Annotated in this window: 15 protein-coding genes; all 15 read left to right on the top strand. The window is 32.8% G+C overall.

Going from position 1 to position 18,393, the window contains the following annotated elements; genetic code table 11:
* Positions 1-26 precede the first annotated feature (26 nt).
* Positions 27-890 carry a glycine--tRNA ligase subunit alpha gene (locus X925_RS07030; RefSeq protein ID WP_012208911.1) on the top strand — a complete coding sequence of 288 codons (864 nt, stop codon included), beginning with the start codon at positions 27-29 and terminating at the stop codon, positions 888-890.
* Positions 880-2,949, top strand: coding sequence for a glycine--tRNA ligase subunit beta (glyS, locus tag X925_RS07035; protein ID WP_121959547.1), 2,070 nt, complete (start codon positions 880-882; stop codon positions 2,947-2,949). The genes X925_RS07030 and glyS overlap by 11 nt, the downstream gene beginning before the upstream one ends.
* Positions 2,950-2,975: 26 nt before the next feature.
* Positions 2,976-4,076, top strand: a complete 1,101-nt coding sequence (locus X925_RS07040) for a TM0106 family RecB-like putative nuclease (protein WP_121959548.1) — start codon at positions 2,976-2,978, stop codon at positions 4,074-4,076.
* Positions 4,077-4,196: 120 nt separating this feature from the next.
* The gene (locus X925_RS07045) at positions 4,197-4,766 is read left to right on the top strand and encodes a chromate transporter (protein WP_121959549.1); all 570 of its coding nucleotides are present in this window, start codon (positions 4,197-4,199) and stop codon (positions 4,764-4,766) included.
* The gene (locus tag X925_RS07050) at positions 4,763-5,326 is read left to right on the top strand and encodes a chromate transporter (protein ID WP_121959550.1); all 564 of its coding nucleotides are present in this window, start codon (positions 4,763-4,765) and stop codon (positions 5,324-5,326) included. Before X925_RS07045 ends, X925_RS07050 begins: the two co-directional genes overlap by 4 nt.
* Positions 5,327-5,384: 58 nt before the next feature.
* Positions 5,385-6,083 (top strand): dTMP kinase, encoded by a 699-nt coding sequence (tmk, locus tag X925_RS07055; protein ID WP_121959551.1) that lies wholly within the window; start codon positions 5,385-5,387, stop codon positions 6,081-6,083.
* Position 6,084: 1 nt separating this feature from the next.
* On the top strand, positions 6,085-7,545 hold the full coding sequence (gene cls / locus X925_RS07060; RefSeq protein ID WP_121959552.1) for a cardiolipin synthase: 1,461 nt from the start codon (positions 6,085-6,087) through the stop codon (positions 7,543-7,545).
* Positions 7,546-7,857: 312 nt separating this feature from the next.
* Positions 7,858-8,799 (top strand): ABC transporter substrate-binding protein, encoded by a 942-nt coding sequence (locus X925_RS07065; RefSeq protein WP_121959553.1) that lies wholly within the window; start codon positions 7,858-7,860, stop codon positions 8,797-8,799.
* 27 nt (positions 8,800-8,826) lie between these two features.
* Complete coding sequence (locus X925_RS07070; protein WP_121959554.1) at positions 8,827-9,816, top strand: ABC transporter permease; 990 nt, start codon at positions 8,827-8,829, stop codon at positions 9,814-9,816.
* Positions 9,789-10,517 carry an ABC transporter ATP-binding protein gene (locus tag X925_RS07075; protein WP_121959555.1) on the top strand — a complete coding sequence of 243 codons (729 nt, stop codon included), beginning with the start codon at positions 9,789-9,791 and terminating at the stop codon, positions 10,515-10,517. Before X925_RS07070 ends, X925_RS07075 begins: the two co-directional genes overlap by 28 nt.
* Positions 10,518-10,649: 132 nt before the next feature.
* Entirely contained in the window at positions 10,650-13,847 is a 3,198-nt protein-coding gene (locus X925_RS07080; RefSeq protein WP_121959556.1) for an exodeoxyribonuclease V subunit beta, read from the top strand.
* Complete coding sequence (gene corA, locus X925_RS07085; protein ID WP_121959557.1) at positions 13,834-14,889, top strand: magnesium/cobalt transporter CorA; 1,056 nt, start codon at positions 13,834-13,836, stop codon at positions 14,887-14,889. The genes X925_RS07080 and corA overlap by 14 nt, the downstream gene beginning before the upstream one ends.
* Positions 14,890-14,919: 30 nt before the next feature.
* Positions 14,920-16,143, top strand: a complete 1,224-nt coding sequence (locus X925_RS07090) for a M20 family metallo-hydrolase (protein WP_121959558.1) — start codon at positions 14,920-14,922, stop codon at positions 16,141-16,143.
* Between the two features lie 38 nt (positions 16,144-16,181).
* Entirely contained in the window at positions 16,182-16,808 is a 627-nt protein-coding gene (locus X925_RS07095) for a CBS domain-containing protein (RefSeq protein ID WP_121959559.1), read from the top strand.
* 133 nt (positions 16,809-16,941) lie between these two features.
* Entirely contained in the window at positions 16,942-18,393 is a 1,452-nt protein-coding gene (locus X925_RS07100) for a glycogen synthase (protein WP_121959560.1), read from the top strand.

The raw sequence follows: 18,393 nt of genomic DNA on the forward strand, positions 1-18,393 counted from the left end.
TCTGCTGGAAGAATGGAGGATTTGATTTGTACATTCAAGATGTGATTATGAACTTAGAAAAATTTTGGTCCGATTTTGGATGTGTTATAGACCAACCTTACGATATAGAGATGGGGGCAGGGACATACAGTCCTGCCACTTTTTTTAGATCTTTTGGGGCAAATGAATGGAGAGTTGCCTATACTCAACCTTGTAGAAGGCCAACAGACGGTAGATACGGTGAAAACCCAAATAGAATGCAACGATTTTATCAATACCAGGTAGTTCTCAAACCTTCACCCAAAGACGTCCAAGATCTATATATTAGGTCTTTGGAATCTTTAGGGATATCCCCTAAGGAACATGACATAAGGTTCGTAGAAGATAATTGGGAATCTCCTACTTTAGGAGCGTGGGGGGTTGGATGGGAAGTATGGTTAGATGGTATGGAGATCACTCAGTTCACGTACTTTCAACAGATGGGAGGCATCCCATTAACTTATATTCCCGTTGAACTTACGTATGGAATTGAGAGAATAGCTATGTATTTACAGAATATCGACAACGTTTATGAAACTAAATGGAATAAAAATGTAAAATACAAAGACATATACAAAGAAAACGAAAGGCAGTTTTCTTACTATAATTTTGAAGAAGCTGATATAGATATGCTTAAAACACTTTACAATATGTATAAAAAAGAATTTCAAAGGCTAATTGCAAAACAATTATATTTACCTGCATACGACTATTTAGCAAAATCAGCACATGTATTCAACTTAATGGACGCAAGAAATGCCATTGGAGTTAACGAAAGGCATCAATACATACTGGATATAAGGAATATGGCGAAAAGCTGTGCAAAACTATATATCGACAGTTCAAATGCGGAGGTAATTGATGTTGAATAGGGCAATTTTTGAAATAGGTGTTGAAGATTTACCCCCATCAGAATTTGATAATATACTAACTCAATTGGAAGAAGGATTAAAAAAATCCTTGGAAAAAAATGATTTGAATTTTTTGTCTATGAATATCTTCATTTCCCCTCGTAGGTTTGGAGCTTACATCGTGGGCCTTCCAGATAAACAGCCCGATAAAAAAGAAAAAAGAAAAGGTCCTCCAAAAAAGATTTGCTTCGATGAAAATAACCAACCTACAAAAGCACTTGAAGGTTTTGCAAAAGGCCAAGGTGTTCAGGTAAAAGATGTAAAATTTGAAAATAATGACGGTGCAGAATACGCATATATAGAGTTTGTTAAAGCGGGAGAGCCTACCAAAATTATTTTACAAAATATCATTCCAGAATTGATAACAAACATGAATTTTGCCAAAAGTATGAGGTGGGGAAAAGGTAACTACACCTTTGTAAGACCGGTACATTGGATCTTAGGTTTGTACAACAGAGAGATTCTAGAATTTGAAATATTCGATGAAAAATCCTCCAACAAAAGTTATGGCCATCGTTTTTTTGGCGAAGAGATAATAATTACAAATCCTCAAACTTTCTTTAGTGAATTAAAAAAGAACTATGTAATCCCTCTATATGAAGAAAGAATAGAAGTAATAGAGAGAGAAATTCAAGAGCTAGAAGATGAACATAATATCAAGATTTCTTTGGAAGAGCACGAGGATTTAATTCGAGAAATTGCCAAAATGACAGAATTCCCCAAAGGGGTAGTTGGAAGTTTTGATGAAAAATATCTTTTTCTACCACCAGAAATCATCATTGTCACTGTAAGACACCATCAAAGAAGTTTTGTGGCGATGAAAGATGGAAAGGTAATCAACAAATACATAGCTTTCCAGGACGGATTTGGCAGGAAAGGAAACGTTACTAATGGCTATACTAGAGTAATAAACGCAAGATTAGACGATGCGGCTTTTTACTATGCAGACGACTTAAAAACGGATATACAGAAAAGGCTTGAAGATTTAAAGAGTATTACTTATCAAGTAGAATTAGGAAATTACAGAGAAAAATGTGAGCGAATATCAACACTCAGTTCCAAAATTGCCGAAAAACTTGGTTTTGAAAATTTAGATGTAGTTAAAAGAGCCGGCTTGTTATGTAAAATTGACATCCCTTCAAAAGTTGTATATGAATTTCCTGAATTGCAAGGAATTATGGCAAGGATCTATTTGAAACACAAAGGAGAAAATGAAGATGTTTTCTTAACAGCCGAAGAACACTACAAACCTCTTTCGGAAAATGATGAAATATCTCAAAATTTAGTTGCTAATATCGTCTCCATAGCGGACAAAATAGATGACCTAATCGGATATTTTGGTATAGGAAAGATCCCTTCAGGATCAAAAGATCCTTTTGCATTGAGAAGAAAAGCTTTTGGAATCTTAAGAATTTTGATATCGATGGAATGGGACCTGAACCTTAAAGAACTTATCGACTTATCAGAAAAAGTGTTCGCCGAAAGTGGGAAATCTAACATATCTATAAAACCTGTAGAAGTTGAGTTAAAAAGTTTCTTATCCAACCGTTTAGGAACCATCTTAGAAAGAGAAAACATATCCGCAGAGGCAATAAATTCGGTTTTAATAAATGTATATAAACCTTTAAGAGCTTACTTGGCTGCCAAATCATTGGATAAGTTTATAAAAAAAGAAGAATTTCAAGATTTTATTACAGCGTTTCAAAGGGTAAACAACATTTCAAAAAACCATTATTCCCAAGAATATCATGGCAGACTATTCGTAGAAGAAGAGGAAAAAACGTTATTTCAAAAATATTTGGAAGTGAAGTCTCAATTTGAAAACTGTTTGAAAAAATTAGATTACGACGGGGCGATTGAAAGCTTAATCTCTTTAAAAGAAAATATTGACAGATATTTTGATAACATTTTTGTTATGTCTGAAGATGAATCTATAAGAAGCAATAGACTAGGTTTTTTAAAATCATTATCAGCACTGTTTTATGAAATTGGAGACGTGGAAAAATTATACAAAGGATAAATTTTAAGATAAGGCGTGTTTAAACAATGGATTTACTTTACTATGAAAATTTTAAAAGTTGCAGTTATTTCGTTCCTACCTATAAAAGACAAGGTTCATACTTTGATATTAATATAAATGGTTTGAACGTTGAAGCTAATTATGAAAGCATCAACAACGGTGTAGTAAAAATCATCAGAATGGGGAACAATTTTAAAAAATCTTATTGGTTACATATATATACCGTATATAAATATTTCAAAGATAAGGGTGAACCTATAAAAAGAATTGTTTTAGAAACATCCAATGGAAGTTATGAAATAAATGTTTCAGATATTCTTTTAAGAGAAAAATGGATAACGAAAGAACTTAACGATCTTAAATCAACTAAAAAAGTCCATGGGCCACATTGTAAATTCTGCAAAATTAAAAACCAATGCCATTTGGAATTTTTAAGGGAAGGAGATTATTCCATAGTCCCTAACTTAAGTAAATCTATGGTTGAGGATTTAAAAAATATGAATTTGGAACCATTGACAGTTATAAAAACCAATCAAATAGAAAAATTGGACAAAAGATTCAAAAAACCTTTATACAATCTAAAATCTCTAATTGAAAACCAAGTTTACGTTATTGATGAGCATTCTTTTCCACAAGATTATATAGTCTTTGACGTAGAAACTTACTTAAACAAAGACTTTTTATTCGGATTTTTGGAAAACGAAACTTACGTTCCTTTCTTTTTAGAAAAAAACACATACAAAATCGCTGCAAAAATGGTAGATTTCCTGTATGAAAAAGACAAAGTGCTATTGCATTACGATAAAAATGATCTCACAGCCTTAAAAAAACTTTCATCTAAATATCCTCTATTGAGAGATAAATTAAGTAAAATTTCCTCAAAAACGTGTGATCTATACGAAATAATAAGAAAAAATTACAGTTTACCCGTTGTCTCTTATTCATTAAAAGATATAAGTAAATACTTTGGTTTTAATTGGAAAACAGAGTTAAATGGTTTTGCCGTCATACTTGAGTACAAAAGCTATTTGAATGGCAATAAAAATGCTTTGAAAAATATTTTTAAATACAACGAAGATGATTGTCGAGCTACAAAATTAGTATTAGAAAGTCTTAAGACCATTTAATTCGATTACATACTTTCTAAATAAGGCCTATGTATAGTCTGTTCGATACTATACATAAGTCTTTTTTAATGTGAACACAAACAATTCAAAAAACTTATACAGAAGGAGCTAACGGTATCTATGAAAGATTTATGGAATTTATTTATAACTTTTGCTCGAATCGGGAGCCTAACTTTTGGCGGAGGCTACGCAATGTTACCAATGATTCAAGAAGAAGTCGTTAAAAAACACAATTGGGCAACTGATGAAGAGGTAATCGACTATTATGCCATTGGTCAGAGTACACCTGGAATAATCGCTATAAACACAGCTACTTTCGTAGGTTACAAACTAAAAGGGATCATCGGGGGAATATTCGCAACCTTAGGGATGGTCTTTCCTTCTATCGTAATAATAACCATTATTGCCATATTTTTCCAACAGTTTCAAGATTTAACAATAGTACAACATGCTTTCGGCGGCATTAGGGTAGTGGTAGTTGCGCTCATGTTGAACGCTATAATAAATATGTGGAAAAAGTCCATCAAAGATTACATAGGTATAATTATATTTTCAGTTTCCTTTATTGTTGTTGCTTTCTTAAAATTATCGCCAGTTGTAGTTGTGATAACATCTTTCATAGTCGGATTGATTATAAAGCAAAATAGGATAGAACCGCCCCAAAAGGGGTCCAAGGATGATAGAAAGTGAATTACATTATACTCTTTTTTGAATTCTTTAAAATAGGACTTTTTTCTATAGGTGGAGGTTTGGCGACTATACCTTTTCTTCAAGATCTAACCTACAAGTATGATTGGCTAACCCTTAATGATTTAGCAGATTATATAGCTATCTCCGAAGTTACTCCAGGACCTATTGGAATAAACACAGCAACATTTGTTGGTTATAACTCGGGAGGTATTTTTGGTGGTATAATAGCTGTGCTGGGGATAATTACACCTTCAATAATAATTATTACTATAATTGCCCATTACTTTCAAAGGTTCAATGAAAAGCCATTTATACAAAATGGATTTTATGCTTTAAGACCGGCGGTAGTTGGTCTAATAGGTGCAGCAGCGTATGAAGTAGCAAAAGTTTCCTTGTTTCATCTTGAAAGACTTTCAGAAACTCAAACTTTTGTTTCTATTTTCAATTTCAAGGCTATAATATTGTTTGTAATCATCATTTATCTAATGGAACGGTTTAGAAAGCATCCTGTAGTTTATTTGGCTTTAGGAGCGGCTGTGGGAATAATTTTTAAGTTTTAACTTGGTAAATTGGTTAAATTACTTTGGTACAAGCACCTAAACGGTAGGAGGATATTTTATGAAAAAAGGAATGCTTATTGTAATAGAATCTGGGACAGACGCAAGTGGCAAAGCCACGCAAGCAGAAATATTATCACAAAGATTAAAAGATGAAAAAATTAAGGCATACAAAGTTGAATTTCCAAATTACAAAAGTGACTCTTCCGCTTTGATAAAAATGTATTTAAAAGGTGAATTTGGGGAAAACCCTGAAGCAATAAATCCATACGCTGCTTCCACATTTTTTGCCGTGGACCGATTCGCAACTTATCAAAAAGAATTGAAACCCTTATATGAATCTGGTGGAATTTTAATATCCGATAGGTACACAACCTCCAACATGATATATCAATCTTCAAAATTCGAAAATCAAAGTGAAAAAGATAAATTTTTAGAATGGCTTTGGGATTTGGAATTCAACAAATTTAATTTGCCAAAACCCGACTACGTAATATTTTTAGATATTCCTCCTAAAATTAGTATAGAATTGTTGAAAAAAAGAAAGGAAAAGATAATAGATCTAACCGGAAAAGATATCCACGAAAAAAACATCGAGTACATAAACAAAACATACGAAAATGCAAAATATATCGCCCAGAAGTACAACTGGAAGATAATAAACTGTTTAAAAGAAAATGGAGAATTAAAATCAATCGAAGAAATTCACGAAGAGATCTACTCTATATGGCAAAACATAAGAGATTTAGGAGAAGTATAAAATGGCTTTCGCAATAATTTTCAAATTTGGATTTTGGACTTTTTTTGTATTAATATATTCATTTGTTGCTACGACTATTGTCATCTTAGAAAGAAAAAGACCCGAAAAAACCATAAGTTGGCTTCTAATTTTTGCCGTAATCCCACTTATAGGATTTGTAATCTATCTTTTTTTTGGAAGAAACTGGAAAAGAAGAAAGCTTACCAGCGATATTTATTTGGATTCAGAACCTACTTTGTCACAAGAAGAAAAAAATTGGCTAATTAAGGTACTTGGAGAAAATGATACTCAATATTTGCAACTAATTAATCTTTTAAAAAAGAACTCTAAATCGCCTTTATTCTTGGGAAACGACATAGAAATTTTTAAAAATGGGAAAGAAAAATTCGCTTCTTTCTTTAAAGAAATTGAAAATGCTAAAGAATCTATCCATTTGGAGTACTATATTGTAAAAGATGATGAAACAGGCAAAAAGCTCAAAGATCTCTTGGTAAAAAAGGCTAAAGAGGGCGTAGAAATTAAATTTATTATGGATAAAATAGGTTCAGGGCGTCTAAAGAAAAGCTATATAAAGCAATTAGAAAATGCAGGAGTTGAAATTGCTTTTTATAGCTATTTTTTATCCCCAGTGCTTAAATTTGTTAATACCCAAGTGAATTACAGAAATCACAGAAAAATAGCTATAATTGACTCTGAAATCGGCTTCATCGGAGGAATAAACATTGGAAATGAATACATTGGTAAAAGTAGTTTGGGGTATTGGAGAGATCTTCATTTAAAAGTTAGGGGAGAGGCTGTAAACGGACTTCAAAAAATTTTCTTTGAAGACTATCAAACAATTGTAAAGGCAGAGAGAAAAAAAGAAAAAATAGATCCTAGTAAATACTTTAAAAAACAAGAGAGAAAAGGAGACTCATTAATACAAATAGCGGTGAGTGGCCCAGAATCAGAAAATTCATCGATAATGCAAACCATCCATAAGATGATTACTATTGCTAAAGACCATATATACATAGCTACCCCGTACTTCATTCCAGATGATAGCATTCTTTCGGCTTTGAAAATAGCTGCGCTTTCGGGTATTAAAGTAAAAATCTTATTTCCAGGAAAGATGGATCATTTTTTAGTCTATTTTGCTTCAAGAACGTATTTGGAGGAAATTATAAAATACGGTGTTGAAGTATATTTTTACAAAAAAGATCGATTCATACATTCTAAATTCGTATCCATAGATGGTTTAATATCGACCGTTGGAACAGCAAATATAGATATTCGAAGTTTTGAACTGAATTACGAGGCAAATCTCTTAATATACGATAGGGAAAAAACTCAACAAATAGAAGATATTTTTCTTGAAGATTTAAAAATCAGTTCCCACATTTCTCAAAATTACTTCAATAATCAACCTTTCCCTATAAAATTTACAGAAGCATTCAGCCGGATTTTCTCCAATCTTTTGTAAAAATTAAAATTTTTACTTGACAATCCTTATTGATTGTTGTATAATTTGAAAAATTAAATTTCAATTAAGCGAGGGTTACTATGAAAAAAATTTCATTACGATTATTAACAAATCCCCTCAATACTTTAGAATCAAAAAATAATCAATATTTCAACTTTTGGTATTGGAAAGACACCCAACTTGGTGCCTTCCATTACCTATTAGCTAGCAAGTAGGTATAAGAAGAAACAAGTGGGTGTCTACGAAAAAAGTAGACACCTTTTTTTTATAATAAATACGGGAAAAAACAAAATCTCCAGGAGGTGTGAGGGTATGAAAAAAGTATTAACAACGGTGGTCATTGTTTTTCTATTCACATTTACTTTTGGTGTAAAGATAGGTATCACACAAATCGTGGAACACCCCGCTTTAAACAAGATTTATCAGGGAGTAATTGATTATCTTGAAGATTCCGGTGTAAATTTTGAGTATGAGCATCAAAGCGCTCAAGGTAGCTTTCAAAATGCAATAACTATAGCTAACAAGTTCAAAACAGATGTAGATATAATAGTTGCAATAGCTACACCTTCCGCTCAAGCAGCTGCGACGGAAATAAAAGACAAGCCAGTGGTATTCAGCGCAGTTACGGATCCAATCAGTGCGGGTTTGATCCCTAAATTTGGTAAAAATCCAGGAAATGTTGTTGGAATAAGCGATATGGTTCCTGTTGAAACTCATGTAAACCTTATGAGAACCATATTTCCTGATGCTAAAAATTTGGCAATTCTTTACAATACTGGAGAAGCTAACTCGGTTTTTTTAGCGGATCAAACTAAGAAATTTGCACCTCAACTTGGATTCAATGTTATAGAAATTACTGGAACGAACGCCAATGAACTTGTAACTTCCTTAAATGCCCAGGCAAGCAGGATAGATGTTGCCTATCTATACACAGATAATTTGGTTGCTTCATCAGCTGAAATCTTAGGCCAAGTATTTGAAAAGAACGAGATTCCGGTAGTTGCAGGTGACATTGATATTGCAAAAAAAACATCAGTTTTAGGTTTTGGCTTTGATTATTATCAAGTAGGAATAGAAACGGGAAAAATTGTCCTTGATCTCATAAACGGCAAAAAACCTTATGAAATCGAATCTAAGATAGTAGGAGCAGATGCTCTAACCTTTTATATAAATTTGGATAGAGCCCAGAATTTAGATGTAAATATACCTCAACAATTTTTAGATATTGCAGATGAAATAGTAGATACACTATGATCATGAAAGAATTTTAGGAGGAAAATTATGGATTTAGTGGGTATATTAGAACAAGGATTGATAGCCTCCCTAGTTGCGATGGGCGTGTTTATAAGTTTCAGAGTCATCGACCTTCCGGATTTAACCCCGGATGGATCGTATGTGTTGGGAGGAGCCGTAACCGTCGCGTTTATGTATGCTGGCCTGCCTTGGATACTGTGTATGATTCTTGGTGGTTTAATGGCTGGTTTTTTTGGGATAATAACCGCTCTGATACATAACAAATTAAAAGTCAATTCCTTGTTAGCCAGCATTTTGGTTATGACCATGCTCTATTCGATAAATATTAGGGTCATGAATGGGCCGAACGTTTCTGTTCCTAAAGAAATAACCGCACAACAAGAGGCACAATACACAGAAAAAACCAAGTTAGACGACCTTTTAGGTATGAGTAGCTTAAATGAAAGTCAAACTAATTTACAAACAAACGAAACCAAAAAAACCTTATCTCCATTCAGAGAAAACTCCGGTTATAATTCTACCATCTTAATAGCATCGGTGGTATTTGTATCTGCTCTTCTAACGATAATCTTTTTGAGAACAGAATTAGGAATAGCTCTCAGGGGATACGGAGGTAACAAGGCAGGAATCAAAAACCTTGGTATGAACCCTGAAATTATGAGTATAATCGGATTATTTTTAGGAAATTTCTTCGCCGGGCTTTCGGGATCCTTGTTCTCTATGTACGGTGGATTTTCAGATGTAAATATGGGGCAAGGCATAGTTGTAACTTCTTTGGCGGCAGTTATTTTGGGGGAAATAATATTTGGGAGGCTAAATCTGTTCTATAACATGTTATGCCCCATTATTGGAGCTGTTGTCTATCAATTTTTACTGGCGTTAGCCATGAGATATGGTTACACGATAGGCTTCCAATCAAGCGATATGAAACTAATAACCGCGTTGTTCATAATAATAGTAATTGGATTGAGGAGGGTAGAATTTAAAAAATGGTTGAGCTTAAAAACATCAGAGTAGTATACAATAAAAATCAAGTTAATGAAAAAAAAGCATTGGACAAATTTGAGTTAAGTATTAAAAAGGGAGAATTCGTCACTATCATAGGTCCCAATGGCGCAGGGAAGACGACGCTTCTTAAAGTTTTGACCGGTGAAGTAGTGTTAGATCAAGGAAGCTTTACATTAAATAATAAGAGCATAAAAAGAACCAAGCCCTACAAACTCTTTAGAAATGTTGGTATAGTGTATCAAGAACCTGATAGAGGTGTATTCCCTGATCTAACTCTTGAAGAAAATTTGATCTTGGGATCCAAAAAAGGCAACAGATTCTTTTCATTTGGAAAATACGAAGGATTAGAATTGTTGAAATCTTTAAACATGGGATTAGAAAAGAGGCTTAAAACAAAAGTCAGAGAATTTTCCGGAGGACAAAAACAGGCTCTCGCCATGGTCCTTGCTTCTATAACAAAGCCTGATCTTCTGTTATTAGACGAACATACGGCTGCTCTTGATCCCCAAAATGTCGAAAAAGTGATGGAATTAACAATGAAGATAAATAAAGAGCTTGGACTGACCATCATAATGGTCACGCACAATATGAAAATTGTAGAAAAATATTCAAGTAGAATAGTGGAAGTCAAAGACGGTAAAGTTACTAAAGATTTTGTGTACGAAAAAATACACAACAAAGAAGAATTAAAAAAAATTACGGCTAATTAACAAATAGAACAATTCTAACTTATCATCAAGACGCTCTATACCATAGAGCGTCTTTACTTTTTAATCAATAATATAATTATGGTATAATATTTAAAACAGATTGGTTCAAAATTTGAAAGGACAAGATACTAAATGACTGTAAAAAAAGTTGATGTTTACAAAGAGATAGATGATCCAAACAGGAATTTCTTCATTTCGGCATCAGCTGGAACGGGCAAAACTTATATTCTTACACAATATTTTATAAAAATATTAGAAAAGAATTTTCCCAATGCTGACATAGTTGATAACATTCTTACGGTGACCTTTACAAATAAAGCTGCCTCCGAAATGAAGAATAGAATTATGGAAGAGGTTTCCAATAAATTGGATAAAAAACCCCCATATGGCGCCAGCAAATTAGAATGGTATCAATATTGGAACGAAGTAAAAATTAATTTATCACGCTCCTGGATCAAAACTATAGACAGCTTTTGTTCAAGAATAATAAGGGAAAACAACATTTCAGTGGGAGTAGACCCAAATTTTAGTATAATAAGCGATTTTCAAAGAGATCGAGAAGTTGAAAGATCGGTTTATTCTGCTCTAAGAGTCGCCTTAGAAATATATCAAGATAAAGAAATAGATTGGCTCAACTTCTTATCCACAAAAAGGAAAGAAAAAATAGAAAAGTATGTCGAAGCTTTAAATAGAGAAAAAACAAAATTTAAAGAAACCTTTAAAACTATACTTTCTGAAATAGGACTGGACAAGTTTGAAAAAATAATTCAAGATGTCGTTTCCAACTGGCGCATCGAAATGTCAAGAGCTTTATTAACTAATGATTTAGAATTAGCAGATAAAGAACTTTCCGAACTTTACAAGAACTTTTTATGGCTTGTCAAAATTATTTCTCTTATCGCTAGTGAATTCTATTTGGGATTAACCATCGATAATTTTTTATACGACTTCAAAGCAGTTTTAGAAAAGGTTGTAGAAGAATTCGAAAATAACCCCGATCTTCTTAAAAAGTATCAAAATAAATTCAAATATATCATAGTCGATGAATTTCAAGATACTAATTATCTTCAAAAAGAAATCTTTGACAAACTCCATACCACAGATAATTACTTTTTTTATGTTGGAGATAGGAAACAATCCATCTATCGTTTCAGAGGAGCAGATGTGTCTGTGTTTTCTCGTTCTTTAACAGAAGCTGAAAGCTCCGATGAAGAAGTTCTTTTAGGGAAATTAACTAAAAACAGAAGGTCCCATCAACAAATAATAAATTTTGCAAATTATCTTTCTGAAGCTTCTTTATTTAAAAGAGAAAATATACAAATGCAAGACATCGATCCCAAACTTTTAGAAAATCTTTCCTTCCAAGAAGAAGATATATCAGAACCCGAAATCCTTCCCCAAGAGACCGAAACAATTCCTAGGTTGAGTGAAGATGATACTAAAAGAGTTAAATACATATTAATTGAACCTACGGATGAAAATGCCTTAAACAACCAAGAAAATCGCCTTGCCATCGAAATAGAGACGTTGGCAAAAGTGATAAAAAAGTTGTTAGGGCAAGAAATGGATTTCAAAGTAAGAAATAATAATAAAGTATATTACGAAAGAAGAAAAATCGAACCAAAAGATATCGCTGTCCTTTCAAAAGAATTAAAAAATACAGAGAAAATACTTAGAAACACTTTTTTTAAATATAATATACCCTTTTATATATTCGGCAGCAAATCTTTTTACAATAGGCCAGAAATTCAAGCTATTTTCGCTGCCCTCAACTCAATTCAAAATCCATTCAACGACTACCAGTTTGTCAGATATATGATGTCACTTCTAGTAGGTATGAGTTTTCAAGATCTTTCCAAATTAGTAGAAAAAAGGCAAGGAAGCTTTTTTGAAACCTTTGAAAACGTACAAAATGAGTTCCCTGACGATGTGGTGGAAAGTTATAAAGTGCTTAAAAAGTACAAGGATCTCAAATATTATTTAACTCCATCTTCTATACTTAAAGGCATAATAAACGACAACAATTACTTCACTAAACTCGCTTTAACAAATGATCCTGAAGTTTCAATATCCAATATAAAAAAACTTATAAACCAAGCCGAAGAATACAACAATATGGCAAATTCCTTTTCTGAATTGGTCAGATTTTTGAAAAATGCCTCTAATATCTCCGAAGAAGAGGCTTCTATTGAAGATGAAACATCTAACAGTGTGAAAGTAATGACCATTCATAAATCTAAAGGTTTGGAATTTCCTATTGTATTAATGATTGGTTTACACAACTCTATCTCAAACACAAAAAATGGTTCTAATGCAGAATTTTCAATCCCTAATGCGGAGGGAAATAGATATTACATCTTAAACAATATATATAAAGAGAGCGTAGAAAACAGTGATCACTGGCTTCTCAAATGGTTTAAAAACAACGAATTTTTGGATAAAACCGAAGCCAATAGATTAGTATATGTGGGAATAACAAGAGCGAAAGACTTGTTGCTACCCATTTTAGTGTCCAACGAGAAAGCTGATACTTTAAATAATTTCTTCTTAACTGTAAAAAATTCAGATATGATAGATATAATTCAATCTGATCATATTCAGCAAGTACAAGAAAACACCCCTGAACCTCTGAACCAAGAGGGAGAAAATTCTTTGTTTAAAGATATACCACAACAAAATCTTAAAGACTTAACCAATCTCTCGTATAAAAAGTATATAGCCCCAACTTACATAATCAAGGAAATAAAAACTGAAGAATTAGATTTAATCGAAGACCTCAGTGGAACCATTACATCTCCTTCAACTTATTTTGATCCAAAAAACATTTTTTCAGACCAAGAGCTTATCTTCAGAGGGTCTTTTTTACACTCTAAACTAAGAAGTGCTCAAAACATAAGTCACATAAAAAACATGATAAAAAATGGGGAGTTACCACAGCGTTTTGATGAATTAGATATAGTGAAAAAAGCTTTCACACCCAATGAGAATAAAATAATAAAAAATGAATGGAGACTCATGAAAAAATTGAATTTAGGAAAAAAAGAATACATGTTATTTGGCATTCCTGATAAAGTTATCATAGAAAACGGTGATATCGAGATTTTGGATTACAAATACTCAGAATTGAGGGATCCAAAAAAAATCAACGATTATAAATTTCAAATACTATTCTACCTTTACCTATTATCCGACTTTGGGAATCCAAAAAGGGGACACATAATAAGTATCAAAACATTACAAGATCCCATAACTTTTGAATACGATCCCAAGTTTGAAGAGAGATTGATCTCACAACTTTTGAAAGAGGGAAATTATTATGAATTCAGCTAAACGAAAAAATTTAAGTAAAGTTGGGAACCCTCCTGGAGAGCTTATTTACACAGGAAAATTAGAACCATCAAACGCAATTATCAACGTTGTTTCCTATGATCAATACACTTATAACATTAGTGAAAATGTTGACCCTGATTTTTTAAAAGCCTTAGATAAAAACAAAATTCATTGGATCGATTTTGAAAATGTCTCAGACCCTGATAAATTAAAATCCATTGGCGAAATCTTTGATATTCACAAGTTAACCTTAGAGGATATAATTAATGTCAATCAAAGAACTAAGATCGAGTTCTATGATTCTTACACATTTTTAGTCATAAAATTAATCTCCGATTCAAGCGAAAAGCTAGAATTTAGACAACTCAGTATAATTATACAAGGAAACATAATGATTAGTTTCTCAGAGGAAAAGAATTTTGCCACAAATTTGTTAAAAACACAGCTCAAGACAAACGCAGGAGATATAAGGAAAAAAGACGTAGGTTACTTAACCTTCTCTTTAATGGATATAGTAGTTGATAGTTACTTATCAAAATTAAATAACTATATTTCACATACGGAAGAAATTGATGAAAAAATCACAGAAGAGATTGAAGAAGAGCATTTTATAAAAATAAAGAAAATCAAGCAGGAAATATTAAGGTTCCGAAGATTTGTATTCCCTTTAAAAGACATACTCTTTCAAATACAAAAAAAAGAAAAGGGATTCGTAAATGAAAACAATGAGGTATACTTTATCGACCTTTACGACCATACCATACGGATAAACGAATCTATCGATTTATTGAGAGAGAATTTAAATAACTTAACAGAGATTTACTTGTCGATAGTGAGCAACCGTTTAAATGAAATAATGAGAATACTCACCATAATATCAACTATTTTCATCCCACTATCTTTTATAGCGGGAATATATGGAATGAATTTTGAGAATATGCCAGAACTGCATTGGAAATTTGGCTATTTCCTAATCTTAGGTATCATGGCGACTATAGCTGTGATTATGATAATTATATTCAAAAAGAAAAAATGGTTTTGAATTACAAATACATATAAGGGGGCTAATTACATGAAGGAAAGTATAATTAAAAAAGTAGAAGAATTAAAAGAAGAAATTATTGAAAGTTCAAAAAAGTTCATATCAATTGATTCTGTCAACCCACGTGCGGGAGGACCTGGAGAAAAGGAAGCTGCAGAATGGCTGGAATCTTTGATTAAAGGATGGAATTTCGATGAAATCAAAAGATACGACGCTCCAGACGATGCTGTTGAATATGGATACAGACCAAACATAGTTGCAACCTATAAAGGTCAAAATCCACAAAGAACTATTTGGTTTGTAACGCATATGGACAAGGTACCTGCTGGTGATATCAAATTGTGGGAAACAGATCCTTTTCAACCGGTAGTAAAAGACGGAAAGATTTTTGGAAGGGGAAGCGAAGACAATGGAGCCTCTTTAATATCAACATTATATGCCGTGAAAAGTATTATGGATTTAAAAGTGAGGCCAAAAAACAACATTGCCTTAGCTTTGGTTTCAGATGAAGAAACGGGTTCAGAATTTGGAATAAAATACTTATTAAAACAAGGATTATTTAAAGAAGGGGATTGGTTCTACGTACCAGATGCCGGGGAATCTGATGGAAGCTTCATCGAAGTTGCGGAAAAATCGATTATGTGGTTAAAAATAACAACTATTGGAAAACAAGGCCATGCATCTATGCCCAATATCTCCATTAACGCCCATAGAGCTGGTATGGATTTCGCAATTGCAGCCGATAAATATTTCCATGAAACTTATAACCTACAAGACGACCTCTTTAATTATCCTTACTCTTCTTTTGAACCAACAAAGAAAGTATCAAATGTTGAAAATATAAATACCATTCCCGGCACTGATATCATATATTTTGATGGAAGAATTCTTCCAAATTATGACGTTGAACAAATAATAAACAACCTTAAAAACCTGTCAAAAGAATACGAGAATAAATGGAATGTCAAAATAATAATTGAAGGGGAACATCTTGAAAAATCAACAAAACCCACACCAAAAGACCATCCCTGTGTAGAAATATTGAAAGAAAGTATAAGAAACCTTAGAAATATAGAAGCTGAAGTTGGTGGAATAGGTGGAGGTACCTGTGCAGCGATAGTCCGTGGGGCAGGGTTTCCTGCTGCTGTTTGGTCAACAATTGATGGAACAGCACATCAACCTAACGAATACGTAAAAATAGATAATTTAATTAAAGATACCCAAGTTTTCGCATACCTTATGAATAATTTATAATTATTGTTTTTAGTCTTACAGATTATATTGGGGGTTGTATGATGTATGTAAAAATATGGCAAAATTATACTTTTCAAACAATTGAGTACACAGAAACCTTGCAAAAAGCCTTTGATAAAATAAGCAGTGAAGAAGAAAATTTGGTTGTTGTGAGACGAGATGGGACTCTGTACAACCTCATTACTTTCAACGATATAACAACTACATTTTCTTCTTATGGCTTAGATACGAAATTAATAGAAATATTAGATCCTACCGACTCTTTTTTATTTGACACTGACTTATTAGAAGATGCTCTAGTTTTGATGTTAGAAAACAGAGCTAGAGTTTTACCCGTTGTTAACAATGAAATGCGCCCTGTAGGAATCTTTGGACTTTTTGAAGTTTTAAAAGCCTTTAAAACCATCTCAGCTATTGATGAAACAGGAACACGAGCTTTAATAAAGATAAATGACGTTCCTGGTGAACTCAGCAAACTCTTGAGCATATTTGCGAATCGAAAAATCAACCTTCTCTCTCTAATGACCGCCAAAATAAGTGATGAAAAGAGAATGATCAGTCTCAAATTAGGCATTAAAAATATCGACCTCATTTCTGATATATTGGACGAAGAAAATATAGAGTATGAAGGTATATACGAAGAAAATGGAGACAAAGACAGGTAAAAAGCGGGGTGAAAGGGCAAAGCCCTACTCCACCTTTCCTTATGGGCGGGGAGCGGGGCGAAGGGGCGCTAAAACAAGTTTTTAGAATCTTTAAAGAAAAGACAGAATTACTCACTAGGAGGCGATACATATTATGAAAATAGCTTACGTATCCTACGAAGTCTCTCCATTTGCTAAAGCTGGAGGCTTGGCAGACGTAGCTGGAGCCTTACCAAAATATATTAAAAATGCAGGAGAAGATATATACGTTGTGATGCCTTTTCATAAAAACATAGAAAATAATTATGATATTTCTAAATTTGAGGTTGTAAAAACAGACTTAATACCTGATTCTCATACACATAAATCTCCTTTCAGTGTTTATAAAAGTTATTTAGAAGGTTCCTCTGTAGTAATTTATTTCATAAAAACAGATACCCTCTATGATTCAAAAAACATATATGATGAAGAAAATATCTTTTTGAAAACTTCGTACTTTTGTGACTCTGTTTTAAAAACCATAAAAGAATGTGAACCCGACACAAACGTTATCAACGCAAATGACTGGCACACTTCCCTTATACCTGTATATCTAAAAACCGTTTATTTACAAGACAACATTTTAAAAAAGATAGCCACAATATTAACTATTCACAATATAGGTTATCAAGGGCTTTTTAACCCTGAGGTATTAAATCAGGCTGGATTACCTAATTACCTATTCAACATAAACGCTCTGGAGTATTATGGAAAAGTAAATATATTGAAAGGTGGAATTTTGTTCAGTAATATAATAAATACAGTGAGTCCCACTTATGCAAAAGAAATACAGACCGAAGAATACGGATACGGACTAGAAGGTATATTGAAGGTTCGATCTGAAGATTTGTTTGGTGTATTAAACGGCATTGATTACAGCATTTATGACCCATTAAAGGATCCACATATCTTTTATCCTATTGAATCATACAAAGACAAATTAAAAAATAAAACAAGTTTACAGGAATACTTAGGACTCGTTAAGGATGAAAATGTAACGCTAATCTCTTTTATTGGCAGGCTCTTTGAGCAAAAAGGAATCGATTTAATTTCAAAAATAATAGACTTTTTGTTGCTCACTGATATTCAATTTGTTTTATTAGGAACAGGAGATAAAAAGTACGAAGAATATTTTGCTACCTTGACAAAACTTTATCCTAAAAAAGTCTCCATCAACATAACCTTCGATGTCGATCTAGCTCAAAAGATATACGCCGGATCTGATATCTTTTTGATGCCATCTAAGTATGAACCATGCGGATTAGGCCAAATGTACTCGATGAGATACGGCACCGTTCCCGTTGTAAGATACACAGGGGGATTGAAGGATACGGTTTCGGAATACAACCCAAAAGATAAAAAAGGAACAGGATTCGGATTTTATGAATACCAAGAAGCGAATTTATTATACACTTTAATGAATGCCGTGTACTTTCATCAAAAAAGGAATGATGACTGGACGAATATTTTTGAAAACTGTATGAAAGAAGATTTCTCTTACGAAAAAACAGCCAAGAAATACATCGAATTATACAAAATCGCCCTTGACAAAAAACGAGGTTATTAG

This window comes from Petrotoga sp. 9T1HF07.CasAA.8.2 (assembly GCF_002895585.1).
GTDB lineage: Bacteria > Thermotogota > Thermotogae > Petrotogales > Petrotogaceae > Petrotoga > Petrotoga mobilis.